13 protein-coding genes are annotated in these 14642 nt (G+C 60.8%); 3 read left to right on the top strand and 10 right to left on the bottom strand.

What is annotated here, in order from left to right; genetic code table 11:
• Nucleotides 1-86: 86 nt before the first annotated feature.
• Both F8N43_RS09785 and F8N43_RS09780 read right to left on the bottom strand, forming a co-directional pair.
• A complete protein-coding gene (locus F8N43_RS09785) occupies nt 87-3152 on the bottom strand; it encodes an efflux RND transporter permease subunit (RefSeq protein WP_150630831.1) in 3066 nt (1021 codons plus the stop codon).
• Between the two features lie 6 nt (nt 3153-3158).
• Nucleotides 3159-4259: an efflux RND transporter periplasmic adaptor subunit gene (locus F8N43_RS09780; protein ID WP_150653687.1), complete on the bottom strand. Its 1101-nt coding sequence runs from the start codon at nt 4257-4259 to the stop codon at nt 3159-3161.
• A gap of 93 nt (nt 4260-4352) precedes the next feature.
• Here F8N43_RS09780 and F8N43_RS09775 point away from each other — a divergent pair, with 93 nt between their 5' ends.
• Nucleotides 4353-4997, top strand: a complete 645-nt coding sequence (locus F8N43_RS09775) for a TetR/AcrR family transcriptional regulator (protein WP_150630833.1) — start codon at nt 4353-4355, stop codon at nt 4995-4997.
• Nucleotides 4998-5128: 131 nt separating this feature from the next.
• Here F8N43_RS09775 and F8N43_RS09770 read toward each other — a convergent pair whose 3' ends face one another.
• Nucleotides 5129-5911 (bottom strand): class I SAM-dependent methyltransferase, encoded by a 783-nt coding sequence (locus F8N43_RS09770; protein WP_150630834.1) that lies wholly within the window; start codon nt 5909-5911, stop codon nt 5129-5131.
• A gap of 93 nt (nt 5912-6004) precedes the next feature.
• On the opposite strand from F8N43_RS09770, the gene F8N43_RS09765 reads away from it, so the two are divergent.
• The gene (locus F8N43_RS09765; RefSeq protein WP_150630835.1) at nt 6005-6625 is read left to right on the top strand and encodes an energy transducer TonB; all 621 of its coding nucleotides are present in this window, start codon (nt 6005-6007) and stop codon (nt 6623-6625) included.
• Between the two features lie 3 nt (nt 6626-6628).
• Here F8N43_RS09765 and F8N43_RS09760 read toward each other — a convergent pair whose 3' ends face one another.
• The 7 genes from F8N43_RS09760 to ppc all read right to left on the bottom strand — a co-directional run bounded on the left by F8N43_RS09760 (nt 6629) and on the right by ppc (nt 13945).
• Entirely contained in the window at nt 6629-7324 is a 696-nt protein-coding gene (locus F8N43_RS09760) for an extensin family protein (RefSeq protein ID WP_150653686.1), read from the bottom strand.
• Nucleotides 7325-7326: 2 nt separating this feature from the next.
• The gene (locus F8N43_RS09755) at nt 7327-8148 is read right to left on the bottom strand and encodes an isocitrate lyase/PEP mutase family protein (RefSeq protein ID WP_150630837.1); all 822 of its coding nucleotides are present in this window, start codon (nt 8146-8148) and stop codon (nt 7327-7329) included.
• Between the two features lie 33 nt (nt 8149-8181).
• Nucleotides 8182-9042, bottom strand: a complete 861-nt coding sequence (locus F8N43_RS09750; RefSeq protein ID WP_150630838.1) for a DUF72 domain-containing protein — start codon at nt 9040-9042, stop codon at nt 8182-8184.
• Nucleotides 9042-9347, bottom strand: a complete 306-nt coding sequence (locus F8N43_RS09745; RefSeq protein ID WP_150630839.1) for a hypothetical protein — start codon at nt 9345-9347, stop codon at nt 9042-9044. The genes F8N43_RS09750 and F8N43_RS09745 overlap by 1 nt, the downstream gene beginning before the upstream one ends.
• A 260-nt stretch (nt 9348-9607) precedes the next feature.
• Complete coding sequence (gene tsaB, locus F8N43_RS09740) at nt 9608-10282, bottom strand: tRNA (adenosine(37)-N6)-threonylcarbamoyltransferase complex dimerization subunit type 1 TsaB (protein ID WP_150638919.1); 675 nt, start codon at nt 10280-10282, stop codon at nt 9608-9610.
• Nucleotides 10283-10375: 93 nt separating this feature from the next.
• On the bottom strand, nt 10376-11026 hold the full coding sequence (gene adk, locus F8N43_RS09735; protein ID WP_150630841.1) for an adenylate kinase: 651 nt from the start codon (nt 11024-11026) through the stop codon (nt 10376-10378).
• 288 nt (nt 11027-11314) lie between these two features.
• Nucleotides 11315-13945, bottom strand: a complete 2631-nt coding sequence (ppc, locus tag F8N43_RS09730; protein ID WP_150630842.1) for a phosphoenolpyruvate carboxylase — start codon at nt 13943-13945, stop codon at nt 11315-11317.
• A gap of 202 nt (nt 13946-14147) precedes the next feature.
• Between ppc and F8N43_RS09725 the strand changes: the two genes are divergently transcribed.
• Nucleotides 14148-14492 (top strand): pilin assembly protein, encoded by a 345-nt coding sequence (locus tag F8N43_RS09725; RefSeq protein ID WP_150630843.1) that lies wholly within the window; start codon nt 14148-14150, stop codon nt 14490-14492.
• Nucleotides 14493-14642 lie beyond the last annotated feature (150 nt).

Below are 14642 nucleotides of genomic sequence, written 5' to 3'. Positions count from 1 at the left end.
AAAACCTCATGAAACCGAGGCTTGAGTACAGCATTCAGGTCCCTCTGACTCAATATCAGAGGTTTCTGAAATAGATGTAGGAGTGGTCAGGCGGGTTCTTTCTTGATGCGGAACCACGCCGCATACAGCGCTGGCAAAAACAGCAACGTCAACGCCGTCGCCACAATCAATCCGCCCATGATCGCCACCGCCATCGGCCCGAAGAACACGCTGCGTGACAGCGGGATCATCGCCAGCACCGCAGCGAGTGCGGTCAACACGATCGGTCGGAAACGCCGCACCGTGGCCTCGATGATCGCCTGCCAGGGTTTGAGCCCGGCGGCGATGTCCTGCTCGATCTGGTCCACCAGAATCACCGAGTTACGCATGATCATCCCGGACAACGCGATGGTCCCGAGCATGGCCACAAAACCAAACGGCTGGCGGAACACCATCAGGAACAGGGTTACGCCGATCAAACCCAAGGGTGCTGTGAGAAACACCATCACGGTGCGTGAGAAGCTTCGCAGTTGCAGCATCAACAATGTCAGCACCACCACGATGAACAGCGGCACACCAGCCTTCACCGAGTTCTGCCCACGGGCCGAATCCTCCACGGTGCCGCCGACTTCCAGCAAGTAGCCGTCAGGCAGTTCGGCGCGGATCGGATCAAGCGTGGGCATGATCTGCTGCACCAACGTCGCCGGTTGTTCCTTGCCGTAGATATCGGCGCGAACGGTCACGTTCGGCAAGCGGTTGCGGTGCCAGATGATGCCTTCTTCAAAGCCGTATTCCAGCGTCGCGATTTGCGACAGCGCCACGCTACGACCGTTATCGGTCGGCACCGCCAGGCTTGGCAGCAGCGACAGTTCAGTGCGTTCATGCAACGTGCCGCGCAGAAGGATTTCGATCAACTCGTTGTCTTCGCGGTATTGGCTGACGCTGGAACCGGTCAGTGAACTTTGCAGAAACTTCGACAGGTTCGCCGTGCTTACGCCCAGCGCTCGGGCACGGTCCTGATCGACGTTCAGATAAACGACTTTGCTCGGCTCTTCCCAATCCAGATGGACGTTGGCCACATGGGGATTCTCGCGAACCTTCGCCGCCACTTTGCGGGCCAGGGCGCGGACGTCCTCGATGTGTTCACCGGTAACGCGGAACTGCACCGGATAGCCGACCGGCGGGCCGTTTTCCAGACGCGTCACCCGCGAGCGCAGGGCCGGGAATTGCTCGTTGAGGGTTTCGATCAGCCAGGTGCGCAGGGTTTCGCGATCCTCGATGGTCTTGGCCAGGACGACAAACTGGGCGAAGCTCGCCGCAGGCAGTTGCTGATCCAGCGGCAGGTAAAAGCGCGGCGAACCGGTGCCGACGTAGGCCACGTAATTATCGATGCCCGCGTGATCCTTCAGTAAACCTTCAAGACGTTTAACCTCGTCGGCGGTGTTGCTCAACGAAGCACCTTCGGCGAGTTTCAGATCGACCATCAACTCCAGTCGCCCGGAGGCCGGGAAGAATTGTTGCGGCACAAAACGGAACAACACGATGGAGGCAATGAACAACACCACCGTCAGCGCAATGACCGTCTTGCGCCAGCGCACGCACCATTCCACCAGACGTCTGACACGCTCATAGAACGGCGTGGCGTACGGATCCGGTTGACCGGCGCCGTGTTTGGCTGCATGAATCTTCGCCAGATCCGGCAGGAGTTTTTCTCCCAGATAGGGCACGAAAACCACGGCGGCAATCCACGACGCCAGCAGCGCGATGGTCACGACCTGGAAGATCGAGCGGGTGTACTCGCCAGTACCCGATTGCGCAGTGGCAATCGGCAGAAAGCCTGCAGCGGTGATCAGCGTGCCGGTAAGCATCGGGAACGCGGTGCTGGTCCAGGCATAACTCGCGGCTTTGATCCGGTCGAAGCCCTGCTCCATTTTGATCGCCATCATTTCCACGGCGATGATCGCGTCGTCCACCAGCAAGCCCAACGCCAGCACCAGCGCACCGAGGGAAATCTTGTGCAGGCCGATGCCGAGGTAATACATGCAGGCGAAGGTCATCGCCAACACCAGTGGAATCGCCAGCGCCACCACCATGCCGGTGCGCACGCCGAGGGAGAAGAAGCTCACCAACAGAACGATGGCCAGGGCTTCCACCAGCACCTGTACAAACTCACCGACACCGGTTTTCACCGCAGCGGGCTGATCGGAAACCTTGCGCAGTTGCATGCCGGCCGGAAGGTTTTTCTGGATTCTGGCGAACTCGATCTCCAGCGCCTTGCCCAGCACCAGAATATCGCCGCCGTCCTTCATCGCCACGGCCAGACCGATGGCGTCTTCGGCCATGAAGCGCATGCGTGGCGCCGGTGGATCGTTAAAACCACGGTGCACGTCCGCGACATCGGAGATACGGAACGTGCGATCACCGACGCGGATGGGGAAGTTCTTGATCTCTTCGACCGCCTGAAAATTCCCCGAAACCCGTAGTTGCAATCGCTCGCTGGTGGTTTCAAAGAAGCCAGCCGTGGACATCGCGTTCTGCTCTTCAAGCGCCTGCTGCACCGCTGCCAACGGCAAACCGAGGGTGGCGAGTTTGACGTTGGAGAGTTCGATCCAGATTTTCTCGTCCTGCAATCCGAGCAGGTCGACCTTGCCCACATCCTTGACCCGTTGCAGCTGAATCTGGATGCGGTCGGCGTAGTCCTTGAGCACCGCGTAATCAAAACCGTCGCCGGTCAGCGCATAGATATTGCCGAACGTAGTACCGAATTCATCGTTGAAAAAAGGCCCCTGAATACCCGGCGGCAAGGTATGACGAATGTCGCTGATCTTCTTGCGGACCTGATACCAGAGGTCCGGGATTTGCACCGAGTGCATGGAGTCGCGAGCGACAAACGTCACCTGGGATTCGCCGGGGCGAGAGAACGACACGATGCGCTCGTACTCGCCGGTTTCCATCAGCTTCTTTTCAATGCGTTCGCTGACCTGGCGGGACACTTCCTCGGCGGTGGCCCCCGGCCAGTTGGTGCGGATCACCATCGCCTTGAAGGTGAACGGCGGGTCTTCGCTCTGGCCAAGCTTGGTGTAGGAAAGTGCGCCGACGATCGCCAGCAACAGCATCAGGAACAGTACGATCTGGCGATTACGCAGCGCCCATTCGGAAAGATTGAAACCCATCGGGGATTACTCCTTGTCCGCCAGATTGACCACGCGGTTGGAGCGATCCACCGGGCGCACTTGCTGCCCGTCATGAAGCACATGGACACCGGCGGCCACCACCCAGTCGCTGGCGTTCAGGCCTTCGAGCACCGGCACGGTTTTCTCGCCGAATGCACCGACCCGGACCGGGGCTTTTTTCAGGGTGTTGTTGGCGCCAAGGACCCACACGTAGGTGGCACCGTTTTCCGCGGTGAGCGCCGACAGTGGCACCGACAGCGAGACCACATCGGCAGTCTGAATAAATACCCGGGCGCTCTGGCCGAGTTCGGCCGGGACTTTGCCGGCGGTGAACGCAATGCGGGCGGCGAAGGTGCGGGACTTTGGATCGGCGGCGGGCGACAGCTCGCGGATGCGTCCGGCGAACCGTTGATCGGGCTGGGTCCAGAGTTCCACCGACACTGGCTGCCCGACCTTGAATCGACCGAAGCTCTGCTCCGGCAGGCTGATCAACACTTCGCGCTCGCCATCGGTGGCGAGGGTAAACACGGTCTGACCGGCAGCGACGACTTGCCCGACTTCCACCGCGCGCTTGGCCACAACACCGTCCTGAGGCGCGCGCAATACGGCGTAGCTGGCCTGGTTGGTAGAGACGTTGAACTCGGCCTTGATCTGCTTCAGGCGCGCTTCACCGGATCTGTAGAGGTTTTCAGAATTGTCGTACTGGGAACGGCTGACCATCTGACGGTCCATCAGTGTCTTGTAGCGATCACGCTCGGCGCGTACGAGATTGAGATTGGCTTCGGCAGCCGCGACCTGTGCGCGGGTAGCTTCCAGTTGCAGGCGCACGTCCTGGGGATCGAGTTCCGCCAAAGGCTGGTCGGCCTTGACCCGCTGCCCTTCTTCGACCAGTCGTCGGCTGACTTTGCCACCGATGCGAAACGCCAGGTCCGGCTCATAGCGGGCACGGACTTCACCGGGAAAGCTTTCCATCGCCTGGGCCGAGGGCTCTGGCTGCACGACCATGGCCGGCCGAACAGTGACTTGCGGCGCCTCTTCGTGACCACACGCAGACAATAAAAACGCCAGACTGACTGGCAATGCGAGGGGCAAGGCATAGCGGAACATGGTGAAGGACCTTTCGCTAATGGTGCTTGGAATAATTATACTGAGCAGTATGTTATTAATAGCAAACTCACCAGTCCAGTATTAAAAACGAATATGCCGAACAATCTTTCAGCACCCAATGGTCCGGGCCGCCCCAAGGATCTGGCCAAGCGCCAGGCCATCCTCAATGCGGCGAAAATCCTGTTTCTGAGCAATGGTTATGCGAGCACCAGCATGGACGCCGTCGCGGCCGAGGCTGGGGTGTCGAAGCTGACCGTCTACAGCCATTTCAACGACAAGGAGACGCTGTTCTCCGCCGCGGTTATGGCCAAGTGCGAAGAACAACTGCCTACGCTGTTTTTCGAGTTGCCTGACGGCATTTCAGTGGAAACGGTGCTGTTGAACATCGCGCGCGGTTTTCATCACCTGATCAACAGTGATGAATCGGTGAACCTGCACCGGTTGATGATGACGCTGGGCAGCCAGGACCCGAAGCTCTCGCAAATTTTCTTCGAGGCCGGGCCGGAGCGCATGCTGCATGGCATGGAGCGGTTGCTGAGCAAGGTGGATCAGAGCGGTGCGTTGAGCATCGACAAGCCCCGCAATGCGGCGGAGCATTTCTTTTGCCTGCTCAAGGGCGCGGGGAATTTTCGCTTGTTGTATGGCTGTGGCGAGCCGTTGACCGGTGATGCGGCCGAGGAACATGTGCGGGAAGTGGTGGGGTTGTTTATGCGGGCTTATCGGCCAGAGACAGTCTGATCAATCAATTGCGTTCTGACGGACGCCTTCGCGGGCAAGCCTCGCTCCTACAGGATATGTGTCGTGTTCAACATCTGCGATCACGCAAACCCTGTGGGAGCGAGCTTGCTCGCGATGAAAGCGCCTCGGACTTAAGGCTTGAGCGCCTTCTTCGGATAAATGTCATACCGACTGGATTTCCCGTCCAGCGCATGACTCGGCTTCGGCCCGGCAATGCACGGCGCCTTGCGCGGGCGCTTCACCACCACCCTGTGACTGGCCAATGCCAACGCCGCCTCCAACAACGCGGGCGCATCCGGGTCATCCCCCACCAACGGCCGGAACAGGCGCATTTCCTTCTTCACCAACGCCGTTTTCTCACGATGGGGAAACATCGGGTCGAGGTAGATCACCTGCGGCGGCTCGCCTTCCCAGTTGCGCATCACCTCGATCGAATTGCCCTTGAGCAATCGCATGCGCGCCACAATCGACGCCACATCGAAATCTTCCGCGCCACGCGCCAGCCCATCCTCAAGCAACGCACCAATCAGCGGCTGACGTTCGATCAGGCTCATCTCGCAGCCCAGGCTCGCCAGCACAAACGCATCCTTGCCCAACCCGGCCGTGGCATCCAGCACCCGCGGACGCACACCCTGGGCAATGCCAACCGCCTTGGCGATCATCTGACCGGTGCCACCACCGAACAAGCGCCGATGGGCGGCGCCGCCCTCGACGAAGTCCACCCGCACCGGTCCCGGTGCGTCCGGGCCGAGCTGTTGCAGTTGCAAACCCTGTTCACCCACCTGCAAGGCAAATTCGCCGTCATCGACCTGCAAAGGCAGGCCCAGGCGCTCGGCCCATTGCTCGGCCTGTGGCTGAAACGCCGCGCCCAGGGCCTCGACACGGATGCGGCAAGCCGCCGGTTGCTCAATCATGGGAAAACACGCTCAAAAAATTAATGATCGGCAAAAACGGCCGATAACAAAACTAACGAGCATTTTGCCAGAGCTGAGCGTCGACCGAGAGAAATGTCAGACATTCAACGCACATCGATAGGTTACATCTCGCCCCACGGCGATTTTGGCCTGCGAAACTCCCAAGCACTGAGCGGCGTCAGTCACCTGTGGCAGGATTTTTTTGCCCAGGCCCTGGCCGATCAGTCGGGCGATGTCGTGCCGGCGTCTCTCAACTTTCCCCCGGTCGATCTCGAGAGCCCGGAAGAACCCACGGTTGGCAGCGAACTGCTGGCGCACATCGTTTCCCAACGCGAATGCGATGTGACGGAAACCCAGGTCAAGCCACCCGAGCCGCTGTTCCTGCCGATTGCCGAGTTCGAAATGGACCTGGCCGACAAACCATTCCCGCCGTTCCCGGCAGAAGAAATCGTTGCGCAACAGAAACAGCAGGATTTCGAAAGCGGCTGGGTTCGCCCGATCGTTCTGACCAACGGCCAACCGCTGCCAGTCCCAGGTGCCGCACCGCAACCGCGTGCGCTGCACTTGCCGATCGCTGAATTCGAACTCGATCTGTTGGACAAGCCATTCCCGCCGTTCCCGCCCGAAGAGCTGGCGGAACAACAGAAAAACTTCGATTTCGATATCGGCTGGGCACGCCCGATCGTGCTGCAGAACCTGCGCATCGCCGCCTGACCCTCAGCGACACACCCACCACGGTCCGACATCCACGTGAAAATGATTGCGGTGGGCGCTGTTGTAGTCCGGGCTCAACACCACACTGAACACGTCGCAGGCGCCGTCGCGGACCTGACGTAAAAAACGTGCGTCCTGATTGTCCTTCGGCCAATCCTTGAGCACGCTGATGGCGCGCCCATCCGCCAGGCGAAAACCGGCGATATCCAGCGCATTGGCGCTGGCATGTTGGCTTAGCCTGCCGTTCTCGCGGCCGTAGACGTTGCGACAGGCAAAACTGCCGAGATGGTCGACGCGAGTGACTGCTTGCCCATAGACCGCCTGCGCCGCAGGTTGCAGCGCGTGATGCTCGAACAGGGCAAACGACACCGCCAGGCGGCAACTGGCGAGGAAGCTGCTGCTCAATGCGACGTCGCCACCCTGCACGCGCAAGGCATCGTTCAACGGACACTTTGCGTCAGGACTGTCGGCTTGAGGGGCGACGCGCAATCCGGAACTGCTCAGGGCTTGCTCGCACAATTGCGGATCATCGCGCAGCCGCATCAGTTTGTAGCGGGTCAGCAGGTTCGGTTCGGCCTTCACGTCCAGCGGCGCCCACGGGTTCCACTGCGGCGGCAGCGCGATCCAGCCGCGCCAGATGCTCACCCCTGCCGCACCCACCATCAGCCCCAACACCAGCAGCACCCGCAAAAACCGCATCGTCAGCCTTTGAACAATTGATTGGCCTGCGCATACGGCATCGAGCGCGAGGTAAAGCTGAACGTACCCGAAGTCTTGATCTCTTGCGCCGCCCGATAAAATTCGCCAAGCGCCGCCAGCGCGAGCGCCGAACCGACACTGATGCGCTTGACGCCCATTTCGCTCAACTGTTCGACCGTCAGTCTCAACCCACCGGACATCAACACATTGACCGGTTTCGGCGCCACGGCGCGTACCACGGCCAACACGTCTTCGGCACTGCGCAAACCCGGCGCATACAGCACGTCGGCACCGGCCTCGGCGAACGCTTGCAAACGGCGAATCGTATCGTCCAGATCAGGATTGCCGTGCAGGAAGTTCTCGGCGCGGGCCGTCAGCGTGAAGGGGAATGGCAAGCTGCGTGCCGCGGCGACGGCGGCTTCGATCCGCGCCACCGCATGCTCGAAGCAGTAGATCGGAGCGCCTGCGCGTCCCGTGGCATCTTCGATCGAACCGCCGACCGCGCCCGCTGCGGCGGCTCGCAGAATGCTTTGGGCGCATTCGGCGGGGTCGTCGGCAAAACCGTTTTCCAGATCGACCGCAACCGGCAGGTCCGTCGCCGCGACGATCGCTCGAACGTTCGCCAGGGTATCGTCCAGTGTCAGTCCGCCATCGGGTCGGCCTTGGGAAAAGGCATAACCGGCGCTCGTGGTCGCCAGTGCCTCGAAGCCCAAGCTGGCGAGCATTTTCGCCGAGCCGGCGTCCCACGGGTTAGGAATGACAAAAGCGCCGGCGCGTTCATGCAGTGCTTTGAACGCCTGGGCTCGAAGGGTTTGCGCATCCATTGGCAGGCTCCTGAAAAAGGCAGGGAATCCGCCTCAGAGCAGGCCAAGTTGCTCGGCGGCGGGCTCTCTGTATAGCTCAGGCAGCGGCGGCAAGCCAGGCAAACGCAGCATCAGTTTTGCGTGAAAACGTTGCGCCAGTTTCGCCGCCAGCAAGTTGTCGGCGGTGTGCAGGAAGATATACGGCGTGCGCCCCTCTTCGATCCACTGGGCGATTTTCTCGACCCAGGGCACCAGGAACGGGTCGTTGGCCTCCAGTAGCGGATGGCCGATGAAGCGCACTTGCGGGAACTGAGTGAAAGCCGCCGGACGGGGCGGCACCCTGGGTTTCTTCGATTGGGCGTGGAGTACCGAAGGATCGGTCGAGGTGCAACTGAACAGTGCGCGTGGATCAAGGCAGATACGCTCGACACCCCGGTCCAGCAACAGGCGATTGAGCGAACGCTCGGCATCGCCCTTGGCGAAGAACGCGTCATGCCGCACTTCGATGGCCAGAGGCCGGTCCACCGCGTCGATAAAACCCGCCAGCTCGTGCAATCGTTGCGGGGTGAAGCTTTTCGACAACTGCAACCACAACGGCGACACCCGCTCACCTAGCGGGCTGAGCAATTGCAAAAAGGTTTCGGTGGCGGTCAATTGTTCGCGCAGGTCACCACCGTGGCTGATGTCACCGGGGAATTTGGCGGTGAAGCGAAAGTGTTCGGGCATGGTCTCGGCCCATCGCTGCACGGTGCTGGCAGCCGGGCTTGCGTAGAAGGTCGTGTTGCCTTCAACGGCGTTGAATACTTGAGAATAGAGAGTGAGAAATTCGGAGGGTTTCGCGTCTTGCGGATAGAGGTAATCGCGCCAGGCGTTTTCACTCCAGGACGGGCAGCCAAGGTAGTAAGGCTGCAGCATCAGATGTACAGGTCGAGGCCCAGCACGTCCGAATCCCAATCGACAAAACCGGCGGTGCTGAGGTAGCTGGCCAGAGCCATCGCGACGCTTTTGCTCATGGCGCGGTGGTAAATCATGTCTTGTTGACGCGCGGGGAGATTGCTCAGGCGCTGCGCGGAGGCTTTGGCAGCGCGGGCCGCCAGTTGCTCCTCGGAAGGGAACTCCAGCTCGCCCTCGATATCGACGGATTCGTCCTCAACCACATGCCCTTTGCGAGGCTTGCGCTTGATGGGGTAGGACTGAGAGGAAAGGCCGTCTATACGCATAAAGTCATGCTCGGTATCGATGATGGCAGTCTAGTGGCACATAACCCACTTCGCAAACCGCCGAGTGATAACTAGAACACAGAAAAGCGAAAAGGTTTAAAAGCGGGGGGGATAAAACGACGATTGGTGACATCTGTTGGATCGCCATCGCTGGCAAGCCAGTTCCCACAGGTTTGCGTCGCAAACACATTTTGTGCCCAACGCGAATCCTGTGGCGGCTGGCTTGCCAGCATGATGGGGCTAACTCGGTACTGGCTAATTCAACGCGCTTTCGGCGTCGCAACCTTGTCACGCAGATAAACCGGCTGCGCCTCATCCGCCACAATCGCCTCGCCGCGCGCCCAGGCAAATCGCGCCAGGGTCAGCAGGTCTTCGGCGTGAGGCAGCATGCCTGCGTCCTGACCGCTCAGGGTGACGGCGATACGTTCGGCATAGCCCCAACCGGTGCCGGCGCCAAACCAGTCACCGCTGGCATCCGCCGGCAACGCCGCCACTTCCGGCGGCAACACCGCTTCATTGCCGACCAGGCGCATCTCACCCGCCGTTTCGCGGTAGCAGCCCCAATAAACCTCATCCATGCGCGCATCGATGGCGGCCGCGACCTGGCTCACACCGTGTTCGCGATACGCCCGTTGTGCCAGCACCGCCAGGTTCGACACCGGCAGTACCGGGCGATCCAGAGCAAACGCCAGGCCCTGTACCACGCCGATGGCGATCCGCACGCCGGTGAATGCGCCCGGCCCACGGCCAAAAGCAATGGCATCGACCGCTTGCAAGGTGGTCCCGGCATCGGCGAGCAATTGCTGGATCATCGGCAATAACTTCTGCGCATGCAGGCGCGGGATCACCTCGTAATGGCTCGTCACTTTGCCGTCATGCAGCAAGGCAACGGAGCAAGCTTCAGTCGCGGTGTCCAGGGCCAGCAAGGTGCTCATCGATGTTTCCGTAAGAGAGGTCAGAAAAAGTGCGCCAGTATAAACAACTACGGCCCGCAAGCGGGCCGTAGAAGATGAAGCGGTTCAGACTTTTCAGCTCAGCGCTTCAAGCACCTTGCCGGTGATCGCTTCAACCGAACCGACGCCAGCGATGTGGCTGTACTTCGGTTTGCCGTCAGTGGCGGCCGACAGCTTCTGGTAGAACTCGACCAGCGGCTTGGTCTGCGAGTGGTAGACCGACAGGCGATGACGCACGGTTTCTTCAGTGTCGTCCTTGCGCTGCACCAGATCTTCACCGGTGATGTCGTCTTTACCAGCAATTTTTGGCGGGTTGTAGACGGTGTGGTACACGCGGCCGCTGGCTTCGTGAACGCGACGACCGGCGATACGCTGAACGATTTCTTCGTCATCGACGGCGATTTCGACCACGTGGTCCAGTTCGACGCCGGCCTTCACCAGGGCTTCAGCCTGAGGAATGGTGCGCGGGAAACCGTCGAACAGGAAACCGTTGGCGCAATCCGCCTGGCTGATGCGTTCCTTGACCAGATTGATGATCAGGTCATCGGAAACCAGGCCACCGCTGTCCATGACGCTCTTGGCGATCAGGCCCAGCTCGGTGCCGGCCTTGACTGCAGCACGCAGCATGTCGCCGGTGGAGATTTGCGGGATGCCGAACTTTTCGGTGATGAACTTAGCCTGAGTACCTTTACCGGCCCCGGGAGCTCCCAGCAGAATGACGCGCATCGATGTGCTCCTCAATTTTTTATATAGATAACAACGGATTCGCCTCGTGGGGCCAATCTCAAAAACAGGGTCGTGACCGCCCAAACGGCCAAAGGCTGATCAAGATACACAGCAGGCCCGGACCACACAAGCCGCCGAAAGTCGGAGAAACCCCCGCCTTGTGTGACCCTGCGACGGGGTACCCCAAGTCGCAACCCCATCAATAACTGTCGCCTGGCAGCACTTTCCAGCCCTGCGCGGACCGACACTCGACGCCCGTATCGAGTGCCCGAACCCACGACGAAAACCTTAGCCGGTATTTCGCAAACCGGCGGCAATACCCGCCACAGACACCAGCAGCGCCTGTTCCACCGGGCTACCCTGTGCCACCTCCTGTTGTCGCGAACGAGCCAGCAACTCGGCCTGCAATAGATGAAGCGGGTCGAGGTAAGTGTTGCGCAGGCGGATGAATTCGAGGGTGTCTGGGCTATGTGCCAGTAGCTGCGACTGACCGGTCAGACCAAGCACCACCGCACACGCCTGCGACAATAGGTCGCGTAAATGCGCCCCCAAAGGCAGCAGATCCGGCTCGACCAGCCGCTCATCATAGGAGCGGGCGATATCGGCGTCGGCTTTGGCCAGGACCATTTCCAGCATATCGATGCGCGTACGGAAGAACGGCCACTGCTCGCGCATCTGCCCCAACAACTCGCCTTCGCCACGCTCCAGCGCCTTGCTCAGCGCGGCTTCCCAGCCGAGCCAGGCTGGCAGCATCAAGCGTGTCTGGGTCCAACCGAAGATCCACGGAATCGCCCGCAGGCTTTCGATCCCGCCGGCACGGCGCTTGGCCGGGCGGCTGCCCAGCGGCAGGCGCCCCAATTCCTGTTCCGGCGTGGACTGGCGGAAATACTCGACGAATTGCGGATTTTCCCGCACCACGGCGCGGTAAGCGCTGACACCGTCTGCGGCCAATTCGTCCATCAAATGGCGCCAGGCGGGTTCCGGCGGTGGCGGTGGCAGTAAAGTCGCTTCCAGCACTGCCGCCAGGTACAGATTGAGGTTCTGTTCGGCGATGTCCGGCAGGCCGAATTTGAAACGAATCATTTCCCCTTGTTCGGTGGTGCGGAAACGCCCCGCCACCGAACCCGGCGGCTGCGACAGGATCGCCGCGTGCGCCGGGCCGCCGCCACGGCCCACGGTGCCACCGCGACCGTGGAACAGCAGCAGTTCCACTTGCTGCTCACGGCAGATGTCGACCAGCCGTTCCTGCGCCCGATATTGCGCCCAGGCCGCCGCCGTGGTGCCAGCGTCCTTGGCCGAGTCGGAATAGCCGATCATCACTTCCTGCGGGCCTTGCAGGCGCGCGCGATAACCCGGCAGCAGCAACAGCTTTTCAATCACCGGGCCGGCGTTATCCAGGTCAGCGAGGGTTTCGAACAGCGGCACCACGCGCATCGGCCGCAACACGCCAGACTCTTTGAGCAACAGTTGCACAGCCAACACATCGGAGGCGGCGCCGGCCATCGAAATCACGTACGAACCGAGCGAAGCACCCGGTGCCGCAGCGATTTCCCGGCACGTGGCGAGCACTTCAGCGGTGTCGGCGGAGGGCTTGAAGTACGCCGGCAGCAACGGACGACGGTTGTTCAGCTCGCGCATCAGGAAGGCGATGCGCTCCTCTTCACTCCAGTCTTCGTAGCGACCGAGGCCGAGGTAATCGGTGATTTCAGTCATCGCCGCCGTGTGACGGGACGAATCCTGACGCACATCGAGACGCACCAGGAACAAACCAAATGTCACCGCACGACGCAGGCAATCAAGCAACGGTCCATCGGCGATCACGCCCATGCCGCACTCGTGCAGCGACTGGTAGCAAAGCTCCAGCGGATCAAGCAAATCGCGGTTGTTTTGCAGCACATCGGCGGGGGCCGGCGTGGCGGTCGTCAAAGACGTGTGGGCCCAGTTTCGAGTGGCGCGCAGGCGTTCGCGCAGTTGTTTAAGGACGGCGCGATACGGTTCGGCGCTGTCCCCAGCTTTGGCTTTCAGGGCGTCACTGGCCTGTTGCATCGACAATTCGGCCGCAAGGTGATCGACATCGCGCAGGTACAAATCAGCAGCCATCCAGCGCGCCAGCAGCAACACCTCACGGGTCACGGCAGCGGTCACGTTGGGGTTGCCGTCGCGGTCGCCGCCCATCCAAGACGCAAAGCGAATCGGCGCAGCCTCCAGCGGCAAATGCAGGCCGGTGGCGTCATGCAGGGCTTTATCGGCCTTGCGCAAATAGTTCGGGATCGCTTGCCACAGCGAATGCTCGATCACCGCGAAACCCCATTTGGCCTCGTCCACGGGCGTCGGGCGGGTGCGACGGATTTCTTCGGTGTGCCAGGCTTCGGCGATCAGGCGCTGCAACTTTGCGTGGATCTGCTCGCGCTCGGCGCTGGTCAGGTCGCGATGATCTTGTGCCGCGAGTTGCGCAGCGATGGCGTCGTATTTCTGGATCAGCGTGCGACGCGCGACTTCGGTCGGGTGCGCGGTCAGGACCAGTTCGATTTCCAGCCGTCCCAATTGCCGGGCCAGGGATTCGGCGCCATGGCCTTCGGCGCGCAGGCGCGCGAGCAACTCCGGCAACACACGCGCTTCGAACGGCGCGGGCTGCGATGCTTCGCGGCGATGGATCAGTTGATATTGCTCGGCGATGTTGGCGAGATTGAGAAACTGGTTGAACGCCCGCGCCACCGGCAGCAACTCGTCTTCGCTCAACTGATTGAGGCTGGCGCTCAGTTCGGCGTCCATCGAACCGCGACGGTCGGCCTTGGCGCCCTTGCGGATCTGCTCGATCTTGTCGAGAAAATCGTCTCCGTACTGCTCACGAATGGTGTTGCCCAACAGCTCACCCAACAGGTGAACGTCCTCGCGCAAGCGTGCATCAATATCGGTCATCAGCCGTTCTCCAGCGAAAAATCCGGTGTGCTTCGTGCGTTAAAGAGTGCCGCCGTAAAGCACTTCTTACAAGCACACGACGAAGGGACTTTAAACCTTGGGCCCGCGAGCTAGTCTGAAGAGTAAGCCGTACAACGGCTTTCGCCGGCCATGACCGGACACTTACCCTGCCTGCCACGAGCAGGCGCGCCATGAGGTTTTTATGAAAATCCGCGAGCTTGCCCATCATTGGGAAGAAAACGCCAAGGGTCGCCTGACCGACACCGGCTACGCGATTCATCTGGATGTGGAGGCCGCCGCACGACTCGCGGCGATCATCGAGATGTACCCCAAACGGCACCCCGAAGAACTGCTCGGCGAGTTGATCGGCGCTGCGCTCGAAGAACTTGAAAAAAGCTTCCCGTACGTGAAAGGTTCGACCGTCGTGGCCACCGACGAAGAAGGCGATCCGCTGTACGAAGACATCGGCCCAACCCCGCGTTTTCTCGCGTTGTCCCGTCGTCATTTGCATGATTTGTCTTCCGGCGACGACAAGCAGAAACACTGATTCAAACCATCCAGACCTGTGGGAGCGAGCTTGCTCGCGATAGCGGTCTGACATTCAACACTTCTATTGCCTGACACTCCGCCATCGCGAGCAAGCTCGCTCCCACAGGGGTTGCAGTCGCCTTCAACAATTGCCTATTCCCGGGCCTGG

Source organism: Pseudomonas fluorescens (genome assembly GCF_902498065.1).
GTDB lineage: Bacteria > Pseudomonadota > Gammaproteobacteria > Pseudomonadales > Pseudomonadaceae > Aquipseudomonas > Aquipseudomonas fluorescens_BJ.
This window is presented reverse-complemented; position numbering and strand designations above follow the sequence as displayed.

Coding starts and splice junctions, on each gene's coding strand:
- F8N43_RS09785 (WP_150630831.1), bottom strand. CDS start 3,152: ATGGGTTTCAATCTTTCCGAATGGGCGCTGCGTAATCGCCAGATCGTA.
- F8N43_RS09780 (WP_150653687.1), bottom strand. CDS start 4,259: ATGTTCCGCTATGCCTTGCCCCTCGCATTGCCAGTCAGTCTGGCGTTT.
- F8N43_RS09775 (WP_150630833.1), top strand. CDS start 4,353: ATGCCGAACAATCTTTCAGCACCCAATGGTCCGGGCCGCCCCAAGGAT.
- F8N43_RS09770 (WP_150630834.1), bottom strand. CDS start 5,911: ATGATTGAGCAACCGGCGGCTTGCCGCATCCGTGTCGAGGCCCTGGGC.
- F8N43_RS09765 (WP_150630835.1), top strand. CDS start 6,005: ATGTCAGACATTCAACGCACATCGATAGGTTACATCTCGCCCCACGGC.
- F8N43_RS09760 (WP_150653686.1), bottom strand. CDS start 7,324: ATGCGGTTTTTGCGGGTGCTGCTGGTGTTGGGGCTGATGGTGGGTGCG.
- F8N43_RS09755 (WP_150630837.1), bottom strand. CDS start 8,148: ATGGATGCGCAAACCCTTCGAGCCCAGGCGTTCAAAGCACTGCATGAA.
- F8N43_RS09750 (WP_150630838.1), bottom strand. CDS start 9,042: ATGCTGCAGCCTTACTACCTTGGCTGCCCGTCCTGGAGTGAAAACGCC.
- F8N43_RS09745 (WP_150630839.1), bottom strand. CDS start 9,347: ATGCGTATAGACGGCCTTTCCTCTCAGTCCTACCCCATCAAGCGCAAG.
- tsaB (WP_150638919.1), bottom strand. CDS start 10,282: ATGAGCACCTTGCTGGCCCTGGACACCGCGACTGAAGCTTGCTCCGTT.
- adk (WP_150630841.1), bottom strand. CDS start 11,026: ATGCGCGTCATTCTGCTGGGAGCTCCCGGGGCCGGTAAAGGTACTCAG.
- ppc (WP_150630842.1), bottom strand. CDS start 13,945: ATGACCGATATTGATGCACGCTTGCGCGAGGACGTTCACCTGTTGGGT.
- F8N43_RS09725 (WP_150630843.1), top strand. CDS start 14,148: ATGAAAATCCGCGAGCTTGCCCATCATTGGGAAGAAAACGCCAAGGGT.